Below are 20,394 nucleotides of genomic sequence, written 5' to 3' on the forward strand. Positions count from 1 at the left end.
AAGGATCTATGTCGTTGTGAGAAGGATTGAAGAGGGCTACGAAAAGCTTTTGCGGTCGGAGATGTTTTTGACGCAGAAGCTTTTCATGTTTTCAAATTGGTAAATTTAAAACTGGGGGGAGAGCCATGGGCGGAGCTGAAGAAAAGAGAAAGCGGCTGGAACTGCTGATGAAGCAAGTTGGGATGCCAGCGGGAGTGGTTGAACCTTATTTTTTGGACGGTTGGATTGATCAAGTGGAGATTAGCCGTACCAATAAGGATTGGAATATCACCATTGCCAAGGAGACACTGGTCCCCGCTCAGGTGTATCGTACGTTCTGTATTCAAGTACAGGAAAAAATGAGTCACATCGCAAAAATTACGTTCCGTTTTCAGTATAGTGAGCAGATTCAGCCTGGTGATATCATCAGTGAATACTGGAAACTTTTTCTAGAGTGGGTGCATCGTGAGATCCCATCTGTTAACGGTTGGATGAGTCGGGCTGTGCATGAGTGGGAAGACGGTCTTTTATTGCTGACGATGAGCGACAGTATGTCATTGGAACTGGCGCGTAAAAAACAGATAGATCAAGCTATCATCAAATTTTACGATAAATATTTTGGCCTCTCTATGCGTATTAAAGTCCAGGTGGGTGAAAGTAACCAGGAGGCATTACAGCAATTCCAAGAAAAGAAGATGCAGGAAGAACGCGAAGTTATTCAGCAGATGATGGAAAGTATGGAATCCGAAATGCCGCCTTTGGATGAAGAAGAAGGAGATGTACGCCTTCAATTTGGTTATGACATCAAAGAACCGGCTGTTCCGATGCAAGATATTCAGGACGAAGAGAAAAAAGTCACCTTACAAGGAACAATCTTCGGTTTGGATAGTAAAGAATTGCGCAATGGCAGTACGTTGTTTACGTATTATTTGACCGACTTTAGTGATTCCCTGCAAATGAAAATGTTTGCTAAAACTAAAGAAGATCTGAAGATCCTCAGTTTGTTGGCTAACGGGAAATGGGTCAAAGTGCGGGGGCGAGTTGAATATGATCGTTTTATGCAAATTCCGGAGCTGGTTATGATTCCTTCTGATCTAGTTGAAGTACAGGCTCCACCCACACGTAAGGATAATGCAGAGGAAAAACGGGTTGAGTTCCATCTCCATACAAAGATGAGTGCAATGGATGCTGTTGCCTCGATTGATCAATACGTTAAAACAGCCGCCAAATGGGGGCACAAGGCGATTGCAGTCACCGATCATGGCGGTGTGCAGTGCTACCCTGATGCCGCTAAGGCTGCAAAGAAAAACGGCATTAAAATGATCTACGGTGTTGAGGCCAATGTGGTTAATGATGCCGTTGAGGTTGTAATGCAGGCACAGCCATTAAATTTGAAAACAGCGACTTATGTCGTTTTTGATATTGAAACCACCGGTTTATCGGTTACACAGAATAAAATCATTGAGATTGCGGCTGTAAAAATGCATGATGGCAAAGAAGTTGATCGTTATGCTACCTTTGTTAATCCGCATGAGCGCATACCATACAATATCCAGCAACTGACCAACATTAACGACGAAATGGTCAAGGACGCGCCGGATGTAGAACCTGTTATGAAGGAGTTTGTAGCTTTTGCTGGCGATGCTGTATTGGTTGCCCATAATGCGCGGTTTGATGTCGGCTTTATCCAGGCCACCCTTCGAAATATGGGTTTGCCTGAAATGACCAATCCGGTACTGGATACGCTAGAATTGGCTCGTTTACTGTTTCCAACAATGAAAAACCATCGTCTAAATACGCTGACGACTAAATATAAAGTGGCGCTCGAAAGCCATCACCGAGCCATTGACGATACAGTCGCACTGACTGAAGTGCTGAATGGCTTGCTGAATGATGCAGAACAAATTAAGGGTTTAAAAATGCTCGATCGTCTGAATGATTATGTGGGTAAGGATTTATCGACCGTACGTCCTTTTCACTGCTGTATTTATGCCCTCAATCCGATTGGTAAAAAAAATCTGTACAAGCTGGTTTCGATGTCTCATACCGAATATTTCAAGCGTGTGCCTTGTATTCCTAAATCAAAATTGTCAGAAATGAGAGACGGACTGCTTATTATTTCTGGCTGCGAAAAAGGAGAGTTCTTCGAGGCTGTGTTGAACAAGTCCGAGGAAGAGGCCGAGGAAATTGCACAGTTTTATGATGTGTTGGAGATTCAACCTTTGACGATGTATATGCATTTAGTAGAAAAACAATTGGTAAGCGGGCCTGATGCTCTGAAAACGGCAATACGCAAAGTATGCGAAATTGGACGGCGACTTGATAAGCCCGTGATTGCCACAGGTAATGTTCACTATTTGGAAACTCGAGATAAGTTGTACCGTGATATTACGATACACGGCATTACGGGATTTAGCCCGCTAAAAGATATTCGTAAGCCAGATGCGCATTTACGCACCACAGACGAAATGTTGGCAGAATTCGAGTTTTTGGGCGAGGAAAAAGCCTATGAAGTCGTTGTGAAGAATACCAGTGAGCTGGCGGATCGATTTGAGGAGCTGGAGCTGTTCCCTGACAAACTGTTTACACCTTTGCTGGATGGGGCGGACGAGGAAATCCGCAACACTTGCTACGAGACGGCTAAATCCATCTATGGTGAGGAATTGCCCGAAGTGGTCGTAGCCCGCCTTGAAAAAGAACTGGAGCCGATTATTAAATACGGTTTCTCTGCCAACTATCTCATTTCCGAGCGTCTGGTTAAAAAGTCAAATAAGGATGGATATCTGGTAGGTTCACGGGGTTCTGTTGGATCTTCTGTGGTCGCTACCTTCCTCGGTATTTCCGAGGTTAATCCACTGCCTGCACATTATATCTGCGGTAATCCTGAATGCAGACATAGCGAATGGATTTTGGACGGTAGTGTGCCGAGCGGATTTGACTTGCCGGACAAAAACTGTCCGAAATGCGGTGGCAAACTGAAGGGTGAGGGACAGGATATTCCGTTTGAAACGTTCCTTGGGTTTAAAGGAGATAAAGTTCCCGATATTGACTTGAACTTCTCTGGCGAATATCAGCCTGTCGCACATAACTATACGAAAGTACTGTTTGGTGAGAAAAGTGTATTCCGTGCTGGAACCATCGGTACCGTTGCCGAGAAAACAGCCTTTGGCTTTGCAAAGAAATATGAAGAGGCGCATCATAAAAAATGGCGTGGGGCTGAGTTGAACAGGCTGGCTTCGGGCTGTACAGGGGTCAAACGCAGTACCGGGCAACATCCAGGCGGAATTGTCGTTGTTCCCGATTATATTGAGGTCGAGGATATTACGCCGGTACAGTACCCCGCCGATGATACAAGCTCGGAATGGAAAACAACGCATTTTGATTATCACGCTTTTGATGCGAATCTACTCAAACTCGATATTCTGGGTCATGATGATCCGACCATGATGAGGATGCTTCAGGATTTGACTGGTGTCGATCCTACGACCATTCCAATGAATGATCCTAAGGTGATGAGCATGTTCAACTCCACGGAGGCGCTCGGTGTAACACCCCAGCAAATCCGCACGCCTGTAGCTACCTATGGTGTACCAGAGATGGGGACGAAGTTTGTACGCCAAATGCTAGTAGAGTCGCAGCCAAGTTCTTTTGCCGATTTACTGCAAATATCCGGACTGTCTCACGGCACGGGCGTATGGCTGGGGAACGCACAGGAACTGATTAAGAATAATACCTGTAACATCAAGACTGTAATTGGTTGCCGTGATGACATCATGCTGTTTTTGATTTACAAGGCAGGCATGGACGCAGGTCTGGCCTTTAAAATTACGGAGAGCGTACGTAAAGGTAAGGGGCTTAGTGCTGAATGGATTGAGGAAATGAAAAAATGCAAGGTGCCACAGTGGTACATTGATTCCTGTCTGAAAATTCAGTACATGTTTCCGAAGGCGCATGCTGCAGCCTATGTTATTTCAGCAGTGCGCACAGCCTACTTTAAGCTGTATCATCCGATTGAATATTATGCGACTTACTTTTCAGTACGTGCAGCCGATTTTGATATTGAGCTGTGCTGTCAGGGATATGATGCAATCGCACGGAAGATTGTCGAAATCGAGCAACTCGGCTTTCAGGCACCTCCCAAAGAAAAAGGGATGCTTCCGATCCTGGAAATGGCTCTGGAAATGACGGCTCGCGGGTTTAGTTTTAAATCCATTGATTTGTACCGCTCCGAAGCTACACGCTTCAAGGTGGATGGAGATTCACTCATTCCGCCATTCGGAGCTCTTCAGGGAATTGGAGACAATGCAGCACGTAACATCGCCGCCTCCCGTGAACATGGTGAATTTTTGTCTGTCGAGGATTTTCAACAAAAATCGAAGGCTAGTAAAACCATTGTCGAAATGCTGTCTCAGATGGGTTGCTTTCGAGGTCTGCCAGAGAGTAATCAGCTGTCTCTGTTTTAATCGGAACCACAGTAGTCAAGCTCTGGCACTTGTCACATAACTATGGTTATGTTATAATTTTTTTGGTAATCATGGAGATAAAACCGTTGCTAAAAGAGTGGGGAAACCCACTCTTTACTGTTTGATATACAGTTACAACGTGAAAAGGTTATTTTTGGGCACGAAACCGGTACGCCGGTTTATTTGCAGTGAGCCCGAAATGAACATTACATCAAATGAAAATGAAAATGCCGGTGATGGAGAAGCAATGTCCATGGTAATAGGGCGTCTTTTTTTCACCACAGGAAAGTTCACTTTTGGAGGTTATAATCTTTGAGCACACCAAAGATCAAATCAGTAGTAGAAGAAATGGCCCAACCTTACCTCGATGAGCATGGTTTTGAACTGGTCGATGTCGAGTATGTCAAAGAGGGCAGCAATTGGTTTCTTCGCGTTTTTGTGGACAAAGACGGAGGAATTGATCTGGACGACTGCAGTATGATCAGTGAATATCTGGGTCAAAGGTTGGATGAAAATGACCCTGTTTCTACAGCATATTTTCTGGAAGTGTCTTCACCAGGCGCCGAAAGACCGCTGAAAAAAGCGGAGGACGTTACTAAAGCGGTAGGCAAAAACGTATTCGTTACTACATACGAGCCGATCAACGGCCTGAAGGAATTCGAAGGTCGTTTGCTTTCTTTTGAAGATGGGGAACTCACCGTTCAAAGCGGACAAAAGAAGCACGCCATACCTTATGACAAGGTAGCTGGTGCAAGGCTCGCGATCATATTTTAATTCAGATTTGACTGTTGCTGTTTGACATGTACTACATGTTTTTTTGCCTCGTGTGCCGACCAGTACGCAGGTGCATCATTTGAAAGGGGGAGCAGTAATCCATGAGTATGGATTTTATTGAAGCAATGAACGAGTTGGAAAGAGAAAAGGGGATCAGCAAGGATGTGCTGTTTGAGGCCATTGAAGCAGCCTTGATTTCCAGTTACAAACGGAATTTCAATACCGCACAAAACGTGCGTGTTGATATGAACCGCAACTCGGGAGTCATTAAGGTATATGCCCGCAAGCTGATCGTTGAGGAGGTATTGGATCCTCGCACCGAGATTTCGTTGCCTGCGGCCCGTGAGATTAACCCGCATTTTCAGTTGGAAGATATCGCTGAAATCGAAGTCACACCACGTGATTTTGGACGGATTGCTGCACAAACTGCGAAGCAAGTCGTGACCCAGCGTATCCGCGAAGCGGAACGGGGACTGATCTACAACAAGTTTGTGGACAAGGAAGAAGATATTGTAACAGGAACTGTACAGCGCCAAGACCCACGTAACATTTATATTGATCTTGGTAAGGTGGAAGCGGTTCTCCCGTTAGGTGAATTGATGCCTAATGAGAAATTTAGCCATCTGGATCGAATTAAGGCTTATATTACCAAAGTAGAAAACACAACCAAAGGACCGCAAATTATGCTGTCCCGATCACATCCGGGTCTGCTTAAGCGTTTGTTCGAACTCGAAGTGCCTGAAATTTTTGATGGTGTTGTAGAGATTCGTTCCGTAGCGCGTGAAGCAGGCTTCCGTTCTAAAATCGCGGTTCATTCCCGTAACGCCGAGGTTGATCCGGTTGGCTCTTGTGTGGGTCCTAGAGGAACACGTGTACAGACCATTGTAAATGAGCTGCGTGGCGAAAAAATCGACATTGTACGGTATTCCGATAATGTTGATGAATACGTGGCTAATGCGCTGAGTCCATCCAAGGTGCTCGAAGTGCAAGTATTTGAAGAAGAGAAAATGGCGCGTGTTATTGTGCCTGATTATCAGCTTTCTCTTGCTATTGGTATCAAAGGACAAAATGCTCGCCTTGCTGCTAAGCTTACGGGCTGGAAAATTGATATTAAGAGTGAAACACAGGCGGAGGAAGAACTCGGCAGACCGAGAACATCCACCGATGAAATGCATCAGGATTCCGTTTCTGTAGATTAAGCGGAGTGTAGGGGGGTTAATGCATGAAACAGAGAAAGATACCTTTGCGCAAATGTGTGGCCTGTCATGAAATGATGCCAAAGAAGCAGTTGATCCGTGTCGTCAAAACCCCTGAAGACGAAGTGTTGATTGACTTGACTGGAAAAAAGTCGGGACGCGGCGCTTACTTGTGCGGCAAAGCCGCCTGCTTCAAGCTGGCTCAAAAGAGCAAGGCACTGGATCGAGCCTTGAAGCACTCGGTTCATCCTGATATTTATGAGCAGCTAAGTCGTGATTTTGCTGCCGTCGAGGAAGAATTCCTGGCGGCACAAGGCAGCGTGCAGGATGAATAAGGCGCTGTCTGGATTGGGTCTTGCCATGAGAGCTGGCAAGCTGCTAACAGGTGATGAGATCGTTTTTAAAGCGATCAGGTCTTCAGAAGCCAAGCTGGTCATTCTTGCGAAAGATGCTTCAATGAATACTCAAAAGAAATTCCGCGACAAATGCGGGACGTACAAAATCCCCTTATTGATAGGATTTGACCGGGAAAGCTTGGGAAGCAGTATCGGCAAACCTGAACGGGTTGTGCTGGCTGTGACGGATCAAGGATTCGCGAAATTGATCAAGAAACATGCGGGGATAATGTCGGAGGTGGAGTATATTGAGTAAACAAGAAAGCAAAGACAAAGTGCGGGTATACGAATACGCCAAATCGTTGAACATGAGCAGCAAAGAAATTATCACCATTCTTAAACGGCTGGATATTCCCGTGAACAACCATATGAGCGTCATGGAACATGATGCCGTAGGTAAAGTGGAAAGTTTTTTTAAGAATATTAAATCCAATGCTGCGGCCAAGCAAGGCGGAGCAGGTACGGCGCAAGTAAGCTCGAATCAGGCCGGTTCAAGCCAGAATAGTAATCATTCAACTGAGCAAACCAAAAATCAACAGGAAAAGCAGGTAAGTATGAATAGGACAAACAACAACCAAAACAGTAACCGAAGCAGCGCTCCAAAAGCGCAAAGTAGTCAGCAGGGCGGTCAAAACCGCAGTCAACAAAGTACTAGCAGACCCACTGGCCAGCAAAGTACACAAAACCGCAGTAATGGTCAACAACAGGGAGGACAACAGCGTCCTAGTGGCAACACAGGTTCGCGTCCTCAAGGTAACCAAAGCACTAACTCACGCCCTCAGGGAAGTAGTCAGGGTGGTACAGCTGTAAGAACATCATCCTCCACAGGTAGCAACAATGCGAACCGTAGTGGTGGCAACCGTACAGGCAGCAACTCCAACAACGGTGGCAACCGTCCCGGTCAAGGACGTTTTGATGATAACCGTCAAGGCGGCGGACGCGGTGGTAACGGTGGTCGTGGAGGCAATAATCGCGGTGGCAGTAATCGTGGCGGGAAATTTAACAATCGTGGTAAAGGTCAACAACAGGAACGTCGCGAGAAAATCGACAACACGCCTAAGAAAATTATTGTGCGTGGTGAGATGACCGTAGGCGAAACAGCCAAGCTTCTTCATAAGGATGCGTCAGAAGTCATCAAAAAGCTGATTATGCTCGGAACGATGGCGACCATTAACCAGGAACTGGATATGGATACCATCCTCTTGCTTGCCGGAGACTTTGGCGTCGAGGTAGAAGTGAAAATTCCGGTCGAAGAAGATCGTTTTGAAACCGTGGAAGAAAATGATGATCCTGCGGATCTGAAAACACGTCCACCAGTTGTAACGATTATGGGTCACGTCGATCATGGTAAAACAACTTTGTTGGATGCCATTCGCTCGACTAATGTAACCGGTGGCGAAGCTGGCGGTATTACACAGCATATTGGTGCATACCAAGTTGAAATTAATAGCAAAAAAATCACTTTCCTGGATACACCGGGTCACGAAGCCTTTACCGCTATGCGTGCACGTGGTGCTCAAGTGACAGATATGACGATTATCGTGGTTGCAGCTGACGACGGTGTTATGCCACAGACGGTCGAAGCTATTAACCATGCGAAAGCGGCAGGTCTGCCAATTATCGTAGCTGTGAACAAGATCGACAAACCGGATGCCAACCCGGATAAAGTGAAGCAAGAACTCACTGAATATGAATTGGTACCTGAAGAGTGGGGCGGCGATACGATTTTCGTCAACGTTTCCGCGAAACAAAGAATGGGTCTGGAAGACCTGCTCGAAATGATTCTGCTCGTAGCTGAAGTGAATGAGTACAAAGCGAACCCGAACAAACGGGCACGTGGTACCATCATTGAGGCAGAACTGGATAAAGGCCGCGGTTCTGTAGCCCGTATCCTCGTTCAGAACGGTACACTGAAAGTCGGCGATGCTTTCGTAGCGGGTAACTGCTTCGGACGTGTGCGTGCCATGGTCAACGATAAAGGTCGTCGTCTTAAAGAAGCGGGTCCTTCCACTCCAGTTGAAATTACTGGTTTGACAGAGGTTCCACTTGCTGGCGATCCATTCATGGTGTTTGAGGATGAGCGCAAAGCTCGTGCTATTGCTGACAGACGTGCAATCACGCAACGCCAATCTGATCTGGGCAGTAATACCCGCGTAACACTGGATGACCTGTTCCAACACATCAAGGATGGCGAAATGAAGGATCTGAACGTCATTATTAAAGGTGACGTACAAGGTTCCGTCGAGGCGTTGAAAGGTTCCTTGAACAAGATTGAAGTAGAAGGTGTGCGCGTTAAAATTCTTCACAGTGGTGCAGGAGCAATCACCGAATCCGATATTATTTTGGCAGCAGCTTCCAATGCTATTGTTATTGGTTTTAATGTTCGTCCGGATAACCAGGCGAAATCTACAGCGGAAGCTGAAAAAGTGGACATTCGTCTACACCGTGTCATTTACAATGTCATTGAAGAAATAGAGCAAGCCATGAAGGGCATGCTGGATCCTGAATATAAAGAAAATGTGATTGGGCATGCTGAAGTACGTAACGTATTCAAAGTTACTAAAGTCGGTACGATCGCTGGTTGTATGGTGACATCCGGTAAAATTACCCGTTCAGCAGAAGCACGCCTGATTCGTGATGGCATCGTCATTTTTGAAGGTAAAATCGACTCACTGAAACGCTTTAAGGACGACGCAAAAGAAGTTGCCCAAGGTTACGAATGCGGTATTACCCTTGATGGCTATAATGATGTTAAGGAACTCGACATTATTGAAGCGTTCGTCATGGAAACAGTGGAGCGCTAACGGCAGAGAGGTGAGCATCCATGGCTAAAATACGTACAGGTCGGGTTGGCGAGCAGATCAAGAAGGAGCTAAGCCAACTCATACAAACTGAATTAAAAGACCCCCGCATCGGTTTTATCACCGTAACGGGTGTCGATCTTACAAATGATTTGTCCCAAGCGAAAATATACTTGAGCGTGCTCGGGGATGAAGAACAAAAAAATTCTTCCCTGAAGGCATTGGACAAAGCGAACGGTTATCTTCGTTCTGAACTCGGCAAACGGATACGGCTGCGCCATATTCCTGAGTTGATTTTCAAAATTGACGAATCTATTGCTTACGGCAGTCGAATTGAAAAACTGTTGAGTGATATCGACAAGGACGAAAAATAAAACTTTTAGTTTGTCTGAAGGAACCATGAACTGAATGTAAAGGAGAAGGCAATGCATACCTATGAACAGGCGCTTCAACAAGCGAAGGAATTTATTCTGGAGCATGATGATTACCTGATCGTATCGCATGTACAGCCGGACGGAGACGCAGTCAGCTCCACCGTAACGGTGGGCTGGCTTCTCTCATGTCTGGGGAAGAAATTTACCATGCTGAATGAGGGGCCTATTCCCAAACGTATGGATTTTTTATGGCATGCCGATGAGATTATGGATATGAGCCAGCAACCGCCAGAACGGAAATACAACCGGATCATTTGTGTAGATTGTGCGGATTACCGTCGTGTTGGTTTGACAGAGCAGTTTTTTTCGGAAGATGCCATTATCCTGAATATTGATCATCATCCAACGAATGATGCTTATGGTACAGTTAATGTGATTAAGCCGGATGCTGCGGCAACAGCAGAAATTCTTTTTGACCTACTGAAAGAGTTTGCAGTAACCTGGGATGTCGAAATAGCAACGGCTTTATATACAGGGTTGCTAACGGATACAGGAGGTTTCCGTTATTCCAACACTTCACCGAAAGTGATGTCTACTGTGTCACAGCTACTTGCTTACGGTGTAGATGGTCCATCTTTATCCGAGAAATTGCTCGAGGAAATGACCTTTCCACAAATGAAGGTGCTGACAAAAGCATTGCAAACGCTCACGATGTCGGAGGATGGAAAAGTTGCTTGGGTCGTAGTATCACCTGACGACATGACAGAATGTGGCGCTGTAAATGAGGACTTGGAAGGCATTGTGAATTATCCAAGAAATATTCGTGGAGTTGAAGTGGGTATTTTCTTTAAGGTTATTAATGATCAAGCGGTCAAGGCCAGCTTGAGATCGGCAGGAAATGTTGATGTAGCTGCGCTGGCTCAATCATTTGGGGGCGGTGGACATGTACGTGCAGCTGGCTGCCGGCTAGAGGGTAAGCTGGGAGATATCATTGAGACAGTTGTAGGGCGGGTGAAATCTGAGCTATGAACCCGATGAAGAAGGAACAGGCAACTTGGGAAGGCATTCTACCTGTCTATAAACCTGCTGGATTTACCTCTCATGATGTGGTGGCCAAGGCTCGCCGTTTATTAGGTATGAAGAGAATCGGACACACTGGAACGCTTGATCCGCAGGTAACCGGTGTTTTGCCCTTGTGTCTGGGACGTGCTACCCGTGTGGTGGAATACATGCAGGAGCGGCCCAAGGAATATCGGGCTACTCTGCGATTAGGAATCGCCACGGATACCGAAGACCTGACTGGGAAAATCACGGAAGAGAGTGAACGTCCAGTAGAGGTGACGGAAGTTGAAGTCAAAGCGGTTCTGAAGCGTTTTGTTGGTGCGATTTCCCAAGTGCCTCCAATGTACTCCGCGCTAAAAGTGGACGGCAAACGTCTATATGAACTGGCTCGAGAAGGCAAAACCGTGGAGCGCAAAAGTCGTGAAGTGAGCATTTACGAGTTGGATATGACGGGATTCGCGGAGACGGGGGCGTATGTGGATATTTCTTTTCGAGCCCTATGCTCCAAAGGTACTTATATCCGTACACTATGTGTTGATATTGGCCGTGAATTAGGATATCCTTCAACGATGGTTAAGCTGGAGCGAACCATGTCTGCGGGAATTCCTGCGGAACGTTGTCTGACATTCGAAGAGATAGAGCGTTTCGTTGCGGATGGCAGTCTTGGAGAGCGACTTATTACAACGGATCAGGCGATTGACTATATGCCTGAGCATATAGTGGCTGAAGCCAAGGTAACTGCGGCTCTTCAAGGCCAACGCCTGTCGCTGAATATGATTTCACCACCTGTGACGGACAACCAGCCCTTCCGTTTGTATAAAGAGGATAAAACGTTTTTAGGCATATATGGTCGGGATGAATCAGACGCGATCGCTCCCATTAAAGTTTTTTTACCTTGAATTGTGCTATAATTTTGACGAAGTTAGTCAAATGATGTGAAATGCAGGTGAATTAATAATGATTACCGTATCGTTATCTTATCCATTGAGTGATGAGCTTTTGCAGCAATGGGGACGTCCACAGGTCACGGCAATCGGTCAGTTTGATGGTCTTCATCTGGGACACGCAAGCGTGATACGGAAGGCCGTTGCGCTGGCTCGTGAACAGCAAGTGCCGGTATCTGTCATGACATTTCATCCTCACCCGAAGGAAGTCATGAAAAAAGGTGATTATGAAGGTTATTTAACACCGCTTGCGGACAAGCAGACTATTCTGTCTGATATGGGTGTGGACGTACTTTATATTTTGAGTTTTAACGAAGAATTTTCCAAGGTCAGCCCTGAGGCGTTTATGAGCGACGTGCTGCTTCCATTACAAATTCAAACAGCGGTAGTAGGCTTTGATTTTCGGTTTGGCCACCGGGGAGCTGGGCATGAGGATACACTTCGCAAGCTGGGAGGAGAGCTGATGTCTGTGCACACCGTACCACCGTTCGAACTGGATGGGGACAAGGTGAGCAGTTCTGGCATTCGCCGTGCTTTACAGGCCGGGGATCTAGCACATGCCTCTCGCTGGTTGGGACGTCCTTATCGTATCCAGGGTACTGTAATGGATGGAGAGAAGCGTGGACGTACGATCGGTTTTCCGACCGCTAATCTCAAATTGGATGATACTTATGTGATTCCGATTAAGGGTGTATACGCTGTACGGGCGCTTGTAGGCGATCGTTGGATAAATGGTGTAATGAATGTAGGTGTTAAGCCTACTTTTCATGAAGGTGTGCTGAATCCGTCGTTTGAGGTACATTTATTTGATTTTAATCAGCAAATTTATGGAGAGTCTGTGCTTGTGGAGCTTCACCACTACATCCGCCCTGAACGCAAATTCTCTTCGGTGGATGAGCTGATCAGCCAAATTGGCAATGACGCACAAACGGCTAAAAAGCTATTAGGCTAATTTATTTACATAAGACAGGCGCTGTGTTATACTGACTTATGTTGTGTAAACAACGATGAACCTTAGCTTGGTTGTCCGCTTTCACCGGCGGCTACGAGGCTAATGGCGATTATAATGAAGGAGGTGAACAGGATGGCATTGACTCAAGAGCGTAAACAGCAATTGATCGAGGAGTACAAAACTCATGAATCCGATACAGGATCACCAGAGGTACAAATCGCTATCCTTACTGAAAACATCGTCAACTTGCAAAGTCACTTTCGTTCGCACAAGAAAGACCATCACTCCCGCCGCGGGTTGTTGAAAATGGTCGGTCAGCGTCGTAAACTTTTGGCTTACCTGAAGAAGACTGATGTTAAACGTTACAGTGCGTTGATCGAGCGTCTCGGACTGCGTCGTTAATTTTCAGACATGTAATGAGAAAAGAAGCCTGGTTGTTCACCGCTTGTCCCTGCTAAGGCGACGGCGGACAGCAGCCGGGTTCTTTTTTGAAATGAGGAATCTTTTTTTGAATTACATATCCTGATTTGTCTGCTAGCTTCTTATGAATAAGACCTGCGCAGGAAATACTGGATATGTATAGAACTTTTACAATGAAATGAAATGGAGGGATACCATGGAGCAACGCGTAGAAATGCAGCTCGGCGGAAGAAAGCTGGTGTTGGAAACAGGACGTCTTGCGAAACAAGCCAATGCGGCAGTTAAAGTGAGCTACGGAGAAACAGTTGTGCTTTGTACCGTGACCGCTTCCCGTGAACCGAAAGATTTGGACTTTTTTCCTCTGACCGTAAACTATGAGGAAAGATTGTATGCTGTGGGGAAAATTCCTGGCGGATTTATTAAACGTGAAGGACGTCCGAGTCAAAAAGCGATTTTGTCCAGCCGTTTGACAGACCGTCCAATTCGCCCATTGTTCCCGGAAGGTTTCCGGAATGATGTACAGGTGTTGAACCTGGTTATGAGTGTCGATCAGGATTGCGAACCTGAAATTGCAGCAATGATCGGAACCTCGGCAGCACTTAGCATTTCGGATGTACCTTTTAATGGGCCAATTGGTGGAGTCGCTGTAGGACGGGTAGACGGGCAATTTGTGATTAACCCGGATATTGCACAGCAGAATGCAAGCGATCTGTACCTGGTTGTAGCCGGAACGAAAGATGCCATCATGATGGTAGAAGCCGAGGGCAATGAGATTCCAGAGGAAGTTATGCTGGAAGCTATTATGTTCGGTCATGATGAGATTAAGAACATTGTGGCAGTCATTGAACAATTGGTGCAAGTAGCAGGTAAAGAGAAAATGCAGGTTAAACTGCATGCTGTTGATGAAAAAGTGAACAGTGAAGTACGTGCTTATGCAGCTGAACGTTTAATGGAAGCTGTTAAAATTGCAGAAAAACATGCCCGTCAAGAGGCAATTGATGCAGTCAACGAAGAGACAGTTGCCCATTTTGAAGCACAATACATAGAGACACCTGAGCTTTTGAGCGACGTGAGCGAAGTTCTCTATGATATCGTTAAGGAAGAAGTACGTCGTCTGATCACGCATGATAAAGTGCGTCCTGATGGTCGTAAGCTTGACGAAATTCGTCCGATTGAAAGCGACACTAGCATTTTGCCGCGTACTCATGGTTCGGGCTTATTTACACGTGGTCAAACGCAAGCGCTTAGCATTTGTACACTTGGTGCATTGGGTGATGTACAAATTTTGGACGGTATTGATCTGGAAGAAACAAAACGCTTCATGCATCATTACAATTTCCCACCATTCAGCGTAGGTGAGGCTCGTCCTTTGCGTGCGCCAGGTCGTCGTGAAATCGGACATGGTGCTCTTGGTGAACGTGCGCTTTCCAAAGTAATTCCTTCCGAAACTGAATTTCCATACACCATCCGTCTGGTTTCCGAGGTACTGGAATCGAATGGTTCGACTTCACAAGCTAGTATTTGTGCAAGTACACTGGCTATGATGGATGCAGGTGTACCGATTAAAGCTCCGGTTGCAGGTGTAGCCATGGGATTGATCAAGGATGGAGAGCATGTTTCCGTATTGACTGATATCCAAGGTATGGAAGATCACCTGGGCGATATGGACTTTAAAGTTGCTGGTACAGCGGAAGGCGTAACTGCCATTCAAATGGATATTAAAATTAACGGTATTGACCGCCAGATTTTACAGGATGCGCTCAAGCAAGCTAAAGAAGGACGCTTGTTCATTCTTAGCAAAATGATGGAAGCGATCCAGAAGCCGCGTGAGCAGTTGTCTCCGTATGCTCCAAAAATTATGACGATGCACATTAACCCGGACAAAATCCGTGATGTTATTGGGGCTGGTGGTAAAATCATCAACAAAATCATCGAAGAAACCGGCGTGAAAATCGATATTGAACAAGATGGTCGTGTGTTCATCGCTTCCACAAATCAAGAGATGAATGAAAAAGCACGTTCCATTATTGAGGGAATCGTAAAGGAAGTCGTGGTCGGTGAGATTTACATCGGTACAGTAAAACGGATTGAGAAATTCGGTGCATTTGTTGAAATTTTACCGGGCAAAGATGGTCTGGTTCATATTTCTCAACTGTCTACTGAGCGTGTAGCCAAAGTTGAAGATGTAATTGCTATTGGGGATACAATTACGGTGAAAGTAACCGAAATTGACCAACAAGGTCGTGTCAATCTGTCCCGTAAGGCTGTTCTGACTGCAGAAGCACCTGCAAAATCCTAGGTATCTGCATGTTGCAGACTAGAAAGGCAGGAGTAGCTTTTCGTATTAACAGTACAAGGGATTTGAATAGCATTGTTTAAGCTTTTGGAAAGAGGCAGAGCTACGTTTCTGGCTCTTTTTTCATACATATGCACAAGCTGCACCCAAGTGAGCTTCTAGAGCTTGCTACGTCATAGTTCTTGTCCTCGCCGCATACAATGTGGACAAACGGGCGGGGGGATGAAGGAATTATGAGTAGGGCAAAACGAGCAGTGTGGGTGGTAGCCAGTTTAGCCATCACACTCGTAATCGGGCAGTTTAGTGGGGTTCGTGACTATGCTAGTCAATTACGCAATGGAGACGTTACAGGGGTTAAAGAGCCAGAGGCTGTAACCACGATGGCGATAGCAGCTTTGCCCGACAATGCGCTTATGCAGCGACTAAGAACAGAAGCAGCACGTCAGCGGCGGGAACCAGTTGATGCCAAGATCGACAGGGTATGGAAGGCTATTCCAGGCTATAACGGACTGGAGGTAGATTTGGATGCTACCTATCGCAAAGCGATTGCATCTCCGGATCGACCCATTCAATATGTATATCGGCAATTGGCACCTAAAATACATTTAAATCAGCTTGGTAATGTTCCAATTTACAGGGGGAACCCCGAAAAGCCGATGGTATCTTTCATGATCAATGTAGCATGGGGGAATGAATTTATCCTGCCGATACTGAACACGCTGGATCAGGAAAAGGTCAAGGCTACATTTTTTCTTGATGGAAGTTGGTTGAAAAAAAATCCTGATCTCGCCAAGGAGATTCAAAAAAGAGGGCATGAGCTTTCGAACCATGCATACTCTCATCCGAATATGAGCCGTCTGAGTCGGGCCAGAGCCACACAAGAAATAGAAAAGACTCAAGTGCTTCTTCAAGAAACTTTGGGTATCAAAAATAACTGGTTTGCCCCTCCATCGGGTGATTTTAATCAGCAAACGGTGGATATAGCAGCAGAACGTGGGCTCAAAACAGTGTTGTGGACATTGGACACTGTAGATTGGAAACATCCGTCACCGGAATCGGTAATTAACAAAATCAGTAGTAAGGTTGAATCAGGCTCCCTGATATTAATGCACCCAACAGATTCTTCAGCGGCTGCTCTCAAAGGCATGATTCATGCCATTCGTAGTAAGGGACTTGTGCTCGGAACTGTCAGTCAGACACTTTCCCCTGATCGGCAACTTCCTGCTCCGGTTGAGTGAACGTCTTTTTTCTGTTAGGATTGAACATTATGGCTAAGTATGCAATTCAGTTTAGGAGGGCCAATCGTGGAAAGAATTCAACTCAAAAACGGCCTAAGAGTGGTCATTGAAAAAATTCCAACCGTGCGTTCAGTTTCTTTCGGTATCTGGGTTAAAACGGGCTCCCGGAATGAAACGTTGGACAATAGCGGTATTTCTCATTTTATCGAACACATGCTTTTCAAAGGAACAGAGCGTTTTAACGCTAAGGAAATCGCTGAGCAATTCGATGCCATCGGAGGCAATGTTAATGCTTTCACTTCGAAGGAATATACATGCTATTATGCCAAAGTGTTGGATGAGCATCTACCGATCGCAGTTGACGTGCTGTCTGATATGTTTTTTAATTCCAAACTAGATCAGGAAGAGTTGGCAAAAGAGAAGAATGTGATTTTGGAGGAAATCTCCATGTACGAGGATACACCGGATGATATGGTGCATGATCTTGTATCTCGCGCGGCCTATGGTGAACATCCACTGGCTTATCCGATTCTCGGAACCGAAGATCACCTGCTTGCTATGGATAGCTCACACCTCAGTCATTATATGAAGGAGCACTATACAATCGACAATACAGTTATCAGTGTGGCTGGTAATGTTGACGATCGCTTGGTAGAATTGTTGGAGCGACATTTTGGACATTTTGATAATCATGGAACCGTTTCGCCGCTGACAGTACCTGTGTTTAACGGCGAGCTGTTGTATCATGAGAAAGCAACGGAGCAAAATCATATTTGTTTATCCCTGCCTGGATTTGCAGTGGGTGACGAGCTCCAGTATGCTATGGTTTTGCTGAATAACGCGATCGGCGGTGGCATGAGTTCGCGTTTATTTCAAGAAATTCGGGAAAAGCGTGGGCTGGCTTATTCGGTCTATTCCTATCATAGCTCCCATGCGGACAGTGGTATGTTCACGATCTATGCAGGTACGGCTCCTAAGCAAACAAAGGACGTGCTGGATTTGACGCTGGAGCTTTTACGAGATGTGGCTGTCAACGGTTTGGACGCTAATGAGCTTCGTAAAGGCAAGGAGCAATTAAAAGGAAGTTTGATTTTAAGCCTTGAAAGTACAGGTAGCCGGATGAATCGGCTTGGAAAAAATGAATTAATGCTTGGTCAGCATTATACGCTGGATCAAATGATCGAACATATCGAACAAGTGACGGCAAATGATGTGAACAAAGTGCTGGATCGGATGTTCTCGGAGCCGTTTGCCCTGTCGATGGTGGGAGCGAGTGATTCAGAGGTAAAGGATATGAGGAGGGACTATTTTGTTAACTTACGTGGAGATTAACAGACTCGCGGGCAATGAAGATATTGAGCTGCCCCGCAAAATGTCAGAGCTTGCATCAGGGTTTGACTTGTATGCAGCAGTACAGGAAAATCTGGTACTGGAACCCGGCAAACGTTGCCTCGTTCCAACTGGATTTGCAATAGCTATGCCAGCGGGATTGGAGGCACAAATCCGTCCGCGAAGTGGACTGGCTCTTAAGCATGGTATTACTTGTCTCAATACACCGGGAACGATTGATGCGGATTATCGTGGGGAGATTAAGGTACTTCTTATTAATTTGGGCGAGGAATCGTTCACGATTACGCGCAATGAGCGAATTGCACAAATGGTATTTCAGGTTGTACCTGAGGTAGAGCTGAAACAAGTAGACCAATTATCTGAAACAGTGCGTGGTGCTGGAGGCTTTGGCCATACAGGACGATGAACTATGGTTGGTTTGCAATGTAGGAATGTCTATTTTGTAAAAGCTTCAAATTTACTTGCTTAAGAGTAAGCGTGCAAATAAAGGTCGCCTCATCAAGAGGCGGCTTTTTTTTGTGTTTTTTCACCCCTCTCCGGGCACTCGCATAGACTAAAAGCATATCGTGTCTCGGAAAGGAGTGATCCGGATGCTAACAGGAATACGCGTCGTTGTTTTGGGTGGCGATGCGAGGCAGCTTGAGGTAATCCGCAAATGTGTGGACATGGATGCTACCGTCAGTGTGGTCGGTTTTGACAAGCTTGAAGTACCACTCAAAGGAGTGACACTAGAACCAATGTCTGTCAAGCTGCTGGAATCGTCAGACGCACTGATTTTGCCGGTGGTGGGATGCGATGAGGAAGGCAACGTAAATGCACTTTTTGGAGCACAGAAGCTCCAGTTTCTGAATGAGCATGCTGCTGCTCTTCCACCGCATTGTGTTGTATATACAGGCATGGCGCGGGCGTACTTAAAAGAAATTTGTACCAGACATGAGTTGAAGCTGGTAGAGCTGCTGGAGAGAGATGATGTGGCCATATACAACTCTATACCTACGGCCGAAGGCGCACTGATGATGGCCATTCAGCATACCGATTTTACGATTCACGGTGCAGATTGTATGGTTCTAGGCATGGGACGGACTGGATTTACCATGGCAAGGGCACTACAGGGGTTGGGAGCCAGAGTGAAGGTTGGAGTACGGCGGGTAGAGGATGCAGCGAGAGCCGTGGAAATGGGTTGGAAGCCTTTTATGACAAGGGATTTAGCGCATGAGACAAAGGGAGTTGACTTGATTTTTAATACAATACCCTCTATGATTATCACAGCGCAAATCCTGTCTAAATTGCCATTGAGCACCGTGATTATAGATCTTGCTTCCGCCCCGGGCGGATGTGATTTCCGTTATGCGGAAAAGCGTGGAATCAAGGCTATGCTTGCCCCTGGTCTTCCCGGTATTGTTGCTCCCAAAACTGCTGGTGCCATTATAGCGAATACGCTGGTGCAGTTGTTAATGGAAGATAATCCTGATCGGGGGGATGCACAATGAGTTGGCAAGGGAAAACAGTAGGTTATGCAATTACAGGCTCACATTGCACATTTGAAGAGGTAATGCCTGTTATACAGCGCTTTGTTGATGAGGGTGCGAAGGTCGTTCCTATTATATCCAATACAGTACTAACAACGGATACTCGCTTTGGTACTTCGCAAAGTTGGCAAAAACAGTTGAAAGATATAACAGGGAATGATATCATTTCTACAATTGTGGAGGCTGAGCCACTGGGTCCCTCCCAACTACTTGATGTGCTAGTGATTGCACCTTTGACGGGGAATTCGATGAGTAAGTTAGCGAATGCGATGACAGACAGTCCGGTTTTGATGGCTGCCAAGGCGCAATTGCGCAACGGTCGTCCACTTCTTTTAGCTATATCTACTAATGATGGACTGGGTCTAAATGCTGCCAATATCGCCAAATTACTCGTAGCCAAAAACATCTTTTTTGTGCCGTTCGGACAGGACAATCCAGTTAAAAAGCCGAACTCGCTTGTAGCTAACATGGAGTTGATTCCGGAGGCTGCTTATGAAGCATTGCAGGGCAAACAACTTCAGCCGATGATTGTGGAACGCAAGACCCCATGAAGTATTATAGTTAACTGCTGAGCATCCCTCGCCTAGAAAATGATTCGATATTGTATCGGGTCTAATTTCT

General features: G+C 45.9%; 17 protein-coding genes. All 17 read left to right on the forward strand.

What is annotated here, in order from left to right:
* The first annotated feature begins 125 nt into the window (after positions 1-125).
* The 17 genes from T3H97_RS10130 (at position 126) to T3H97_RS10210 (ending at position 20,324) form a co-directional block, all read left to right on the forward strand.
* Positions 126-4,442, forward strand: a complete 4,317-nt coding sequence (locus tag T3H97_RS10130; protein WP_328802437.1) for a PolC-type DNA polymerase III — start codon at positions 126-128, stop codon at positions 4,440-4,442.
* A 312-nt stretch (positions 4,443-4,754) separates the two neighbouring features.
* A complete protein-coding gene (gene rimP, locus T3H97_RS10135) occupies positions 4,755-5,216 on the forward strand; it encodes a ribosome maturation factor RimP (RefSeq protein WP_250244741.1) in 462 nt (153 codons plus the stop codon).
* A 101-nt stretch (positions 5,217-5,317) separates the two neighbouring features.
* Entirely contained in the window at positions 5,318-6,415 is a 1,098-nt protein-coding gene (nusA, locus tag T3H97_RS10140) for a transcription termination factor NusA (RefSeq protein ID WP_013309927.1), read from the forward strand.
* 23 nt (positions 6,416-6,438) lie between these two features.
* On the forward strand, positions 6,439-6,747 hold the full coding sequence (gene rnpM, locus T3H97_RS10145) for an RNase P modulator RnpM (RefSeq protein WP_007430067.1): 309 nt from the start codon (positions 6,439-6,441) through the stop codon (positions 6,745-6,747).
* Complete coding sequence (locus T3H97_RS10150) at positions 6,740-7,063, forward strand: L7Ae/L30e/S12e/Gadd45 family ribosomal protein (protein ID WP_025720915.1); 324 nt, start codon at positions 6,740-6,742, stop codon at positions 7,061-7,063. The genes rnpM and T3H97_RS10150 overlap by 8 nt, the downstream gene beginning before the upstream one ends.
* Complete coding sequence (infB, locus tag T3H97_RS10155; protein ID WP_250244746.1) at positions 7,056-9,611, forward strand: translation initiation factor IF-2; 2,556 nt, start codon at positions 7,056-7,058, stop codon at positions 9,609-9,611. Before T3H97_RS10150 ends, infB begins: the two co-directional genes overlap by 8 nt.
* Positions 9,612-9,631: 20 nt before the next feature.
* A complete protein-coding gene (gene rbfA / locus T3H97_RS10160) occupies positions 9,632-9,982 on the forward strand; it encodes a 30S ribosome-binding factor RbfA (protein ID WP_010346342.1) in 351 nt (116 codons plus the stop codon).
* Between the two features lie 51 nt (positions 9,983-10,033).
* A complete protein-coding gene (locus tag T3H97_RS10165; protein WP_250244748.1) occupies positions 10,034-11,011 on the forward strand; it encodes a DHH family phosphoesterase in 978 nt (325 codons plus the stop codon).
* A complete protein-coding gene (truB, locus tag T3H97_RS10170; protein ID WP_328802438.1) occupies positions 11,008-11,943 on the forward strand; it encodes a tRNA pseudouridine(55) synthase TruB in 936 nt (311 codons plus the stop codon). Before T3H97_RS10165 ends, truB begins: the two co-directional genes overlap by 4 nt.
* Positions 11,944-12,001: 58 nt before the next feature.
* Complete coding sequence (locus T3H97_RS10175) at positions 12,002-12,940, forward strand: bifunctional riboflavin kinase/FAD synthetase (RefSeq protein ID WP_328802439.1); 939 nt, start codon at positions 12,002-12,004, stop codon at positions 12,938-12,940.
* A gap of 132 nt (positions 12,941-13,072) precedes the next feature.
* Positions 13,073-13,342: a 30S ribosomal protein S15 gene (rpsO, locus tag T3H97_RS10180; RefSeq protein ID WP_007430074.1), complete on the forward strand. Its 270-nt coding sequence runs from the start codon at positions 13,073-13,075 to the stop codon at positions 13,340-13,342.
* Between the two features lie 214 nt (positions 13,343-13,556).
* Positions 13,557-15,659, forward strand: coding sequence for a polyribonucleotide nucleotidyltransferase (gene pnp, locus T3H97_RS10185; protein WP_103047854.1), 2,103 nt, complete (start codon positions 13,557-13,559; stop codon positions 15,657-15,659).
* 230 nt (positions 15,660-15,889) lie between these two features.
* Positions 15,890-16,894, forward strand: a complete 1,005-nt coding sequence (locus T3H97_RS10190) for a polysaccharide deacetylase family protein (protein ID WP_328802440.1) — start codon at positions 15,890-15,892, stop codon at positions 16,892-16,894.
* A 66-nt stretch (positions 16,895-16,960) separates the two neighbouring features.
* Positions 16,961-18,226 carry a M16 family metallopeptidase gene (locus T3H97_RS10195; RefSeq protein WP_328802441.1) on the forward strand — a complete coding sequence of 422 codons (1,266 nt, stop codon included), beginning with the start codon at positions 16,961-16,963 and terminating at the stop codon, positions 18,224-18,226.
* Positions 18,204-18,650: a dUTP diphosphatase gene (dut, locus tag T3H97_RS10200; protein ID WP_013309936.1), complete on the forward strand. Its 447-nt coding sequence runs from the start codon at positions 18,204-18,206 to the stop codon at positions 18,648-18,650. The genes T3H97_RS10195 and dut overlap by 23 nt, the downstream gene beginning before the upstream one ends.
* Positions 18,651-18,834: 184 nt before the next feature.
* Positions 18,835-19,734, forward strand: a complete 900-nt coding sequence (gene dpsA / locus T3H97_RS10205; protein WP_025720898.1) for a dipicolinate synthase subunit DpsA — start codon at positions 18,835-18,837, stop codon at positions 19,732-19,734.
* Positions 19,731-20,324, forward strand: a complete 594-nt coding sequence (locus tag T3H97_RS10210) for a dipicolinate synthase subunit B (protein ID WP_025720896.1) — start codon at positions 19,731-19,733, stop codon at positions 20,322-20,324. The genes dpsA and T3H97_RS10210 overlap by 4 nt, the downstream gene beginning before the upstream one ends.
* The last annotated feature ends 70 nt before the right edge of the window (positions 20,325-20,394 follow it).

The organism is Paenibacillus sp. LX16 (assembly GCF_036252815.1).
Lineage (GTDB): Bacteria > Bacillota > Bacilli > Paenibacillales > Paenibacillaceae > Paenibacillus > Paenibacillus polymyxa_B.

Coding starts and splice junctions, on each gene's coding strand:
- rnpM (WP_007430067.1), top strand. CDS start 6,439: ATGAAACAGAGAAAGATACCTTTGCGCAAATGTGTGGCCTGTCATGAA.
- dpsA (WP_025720898.1), top strand. CDS start 18,835: ATGCTAACAGGAATACGCGTCGTTGTTTTGGGTGGCGATGCGAGGCAG.
- rpsO (WP_007430074.1), top strand. CDS start 13,073: ATGGCATTGACTCAAGAGCGTAAACAGCAATTGATCGAGGAGTACAAA.
- T3H97_RS10165 (WP_250244748.1), top strand. CDS start 10,034: ATGCATACCTATGAACAGGCGCTTCAACAAGCGAAGGAATTTATTCTG.
- nusA (WP_013309927.1), top strand. CDS start 5,318: ATGAGTATGGATTTTATTGAAGCAATGAACGAGTTGGAAAGAGAAAAG.
- T3H97_RS10175 (WP_328802439.1), top strand. CDS start 12,002: ATGATTACCGTATCGTTATCTTATCCATTGAGTGATGAGCTTTTGCAG.
- T3H97_RS10150 (WP_025720915.1), top strand. CDS start 6,740: ATGAATAAGGCGCTGTCTGGATTGGGTCTTGCCATGAGAGCTGGCAAG.
- T3H97_RS10130 (WP_328802437.1), top strand. CDS start 126: ATGGGCGGAGCTGAAGAAAAGAGAAAGCGGCTGGAACTGCTGATGAAG.
- rbfA (WP_010346342.1), top strand. CDS start 9,632: ATGGCTAAAATACGTACAGGTCGGGTTGGCGAGCAGATCAAGAAGGAG.
- truB (WP_328802438.1), top strand. CDS start 11,008: ATGAACCCGATGAAGAAGGAACAGGCAACTTGGGAAGGCATTCTACCT.
- pnp (WP_103047854.1), top strand. CDS start 13,557: ATGGAGCAACGCGTAGAAATGCAGCTCGGCGGAAGAAAGCTGGTGTTG.
- T3H97_RS10210 (WP_025720896.1), top strand. CDS start 19,731: ATGAGTTGGCAAGGGAAAACAGTAGGTTATGCAATTACAGGCTCACAT.
- T3H97_RS10190 (WP_328802440.1), top strand. CDS start 15,890: ATGAGTAGGGCAAAACGAGCAGTGTGGGTGGTAGCCAGTTTAGCCATC.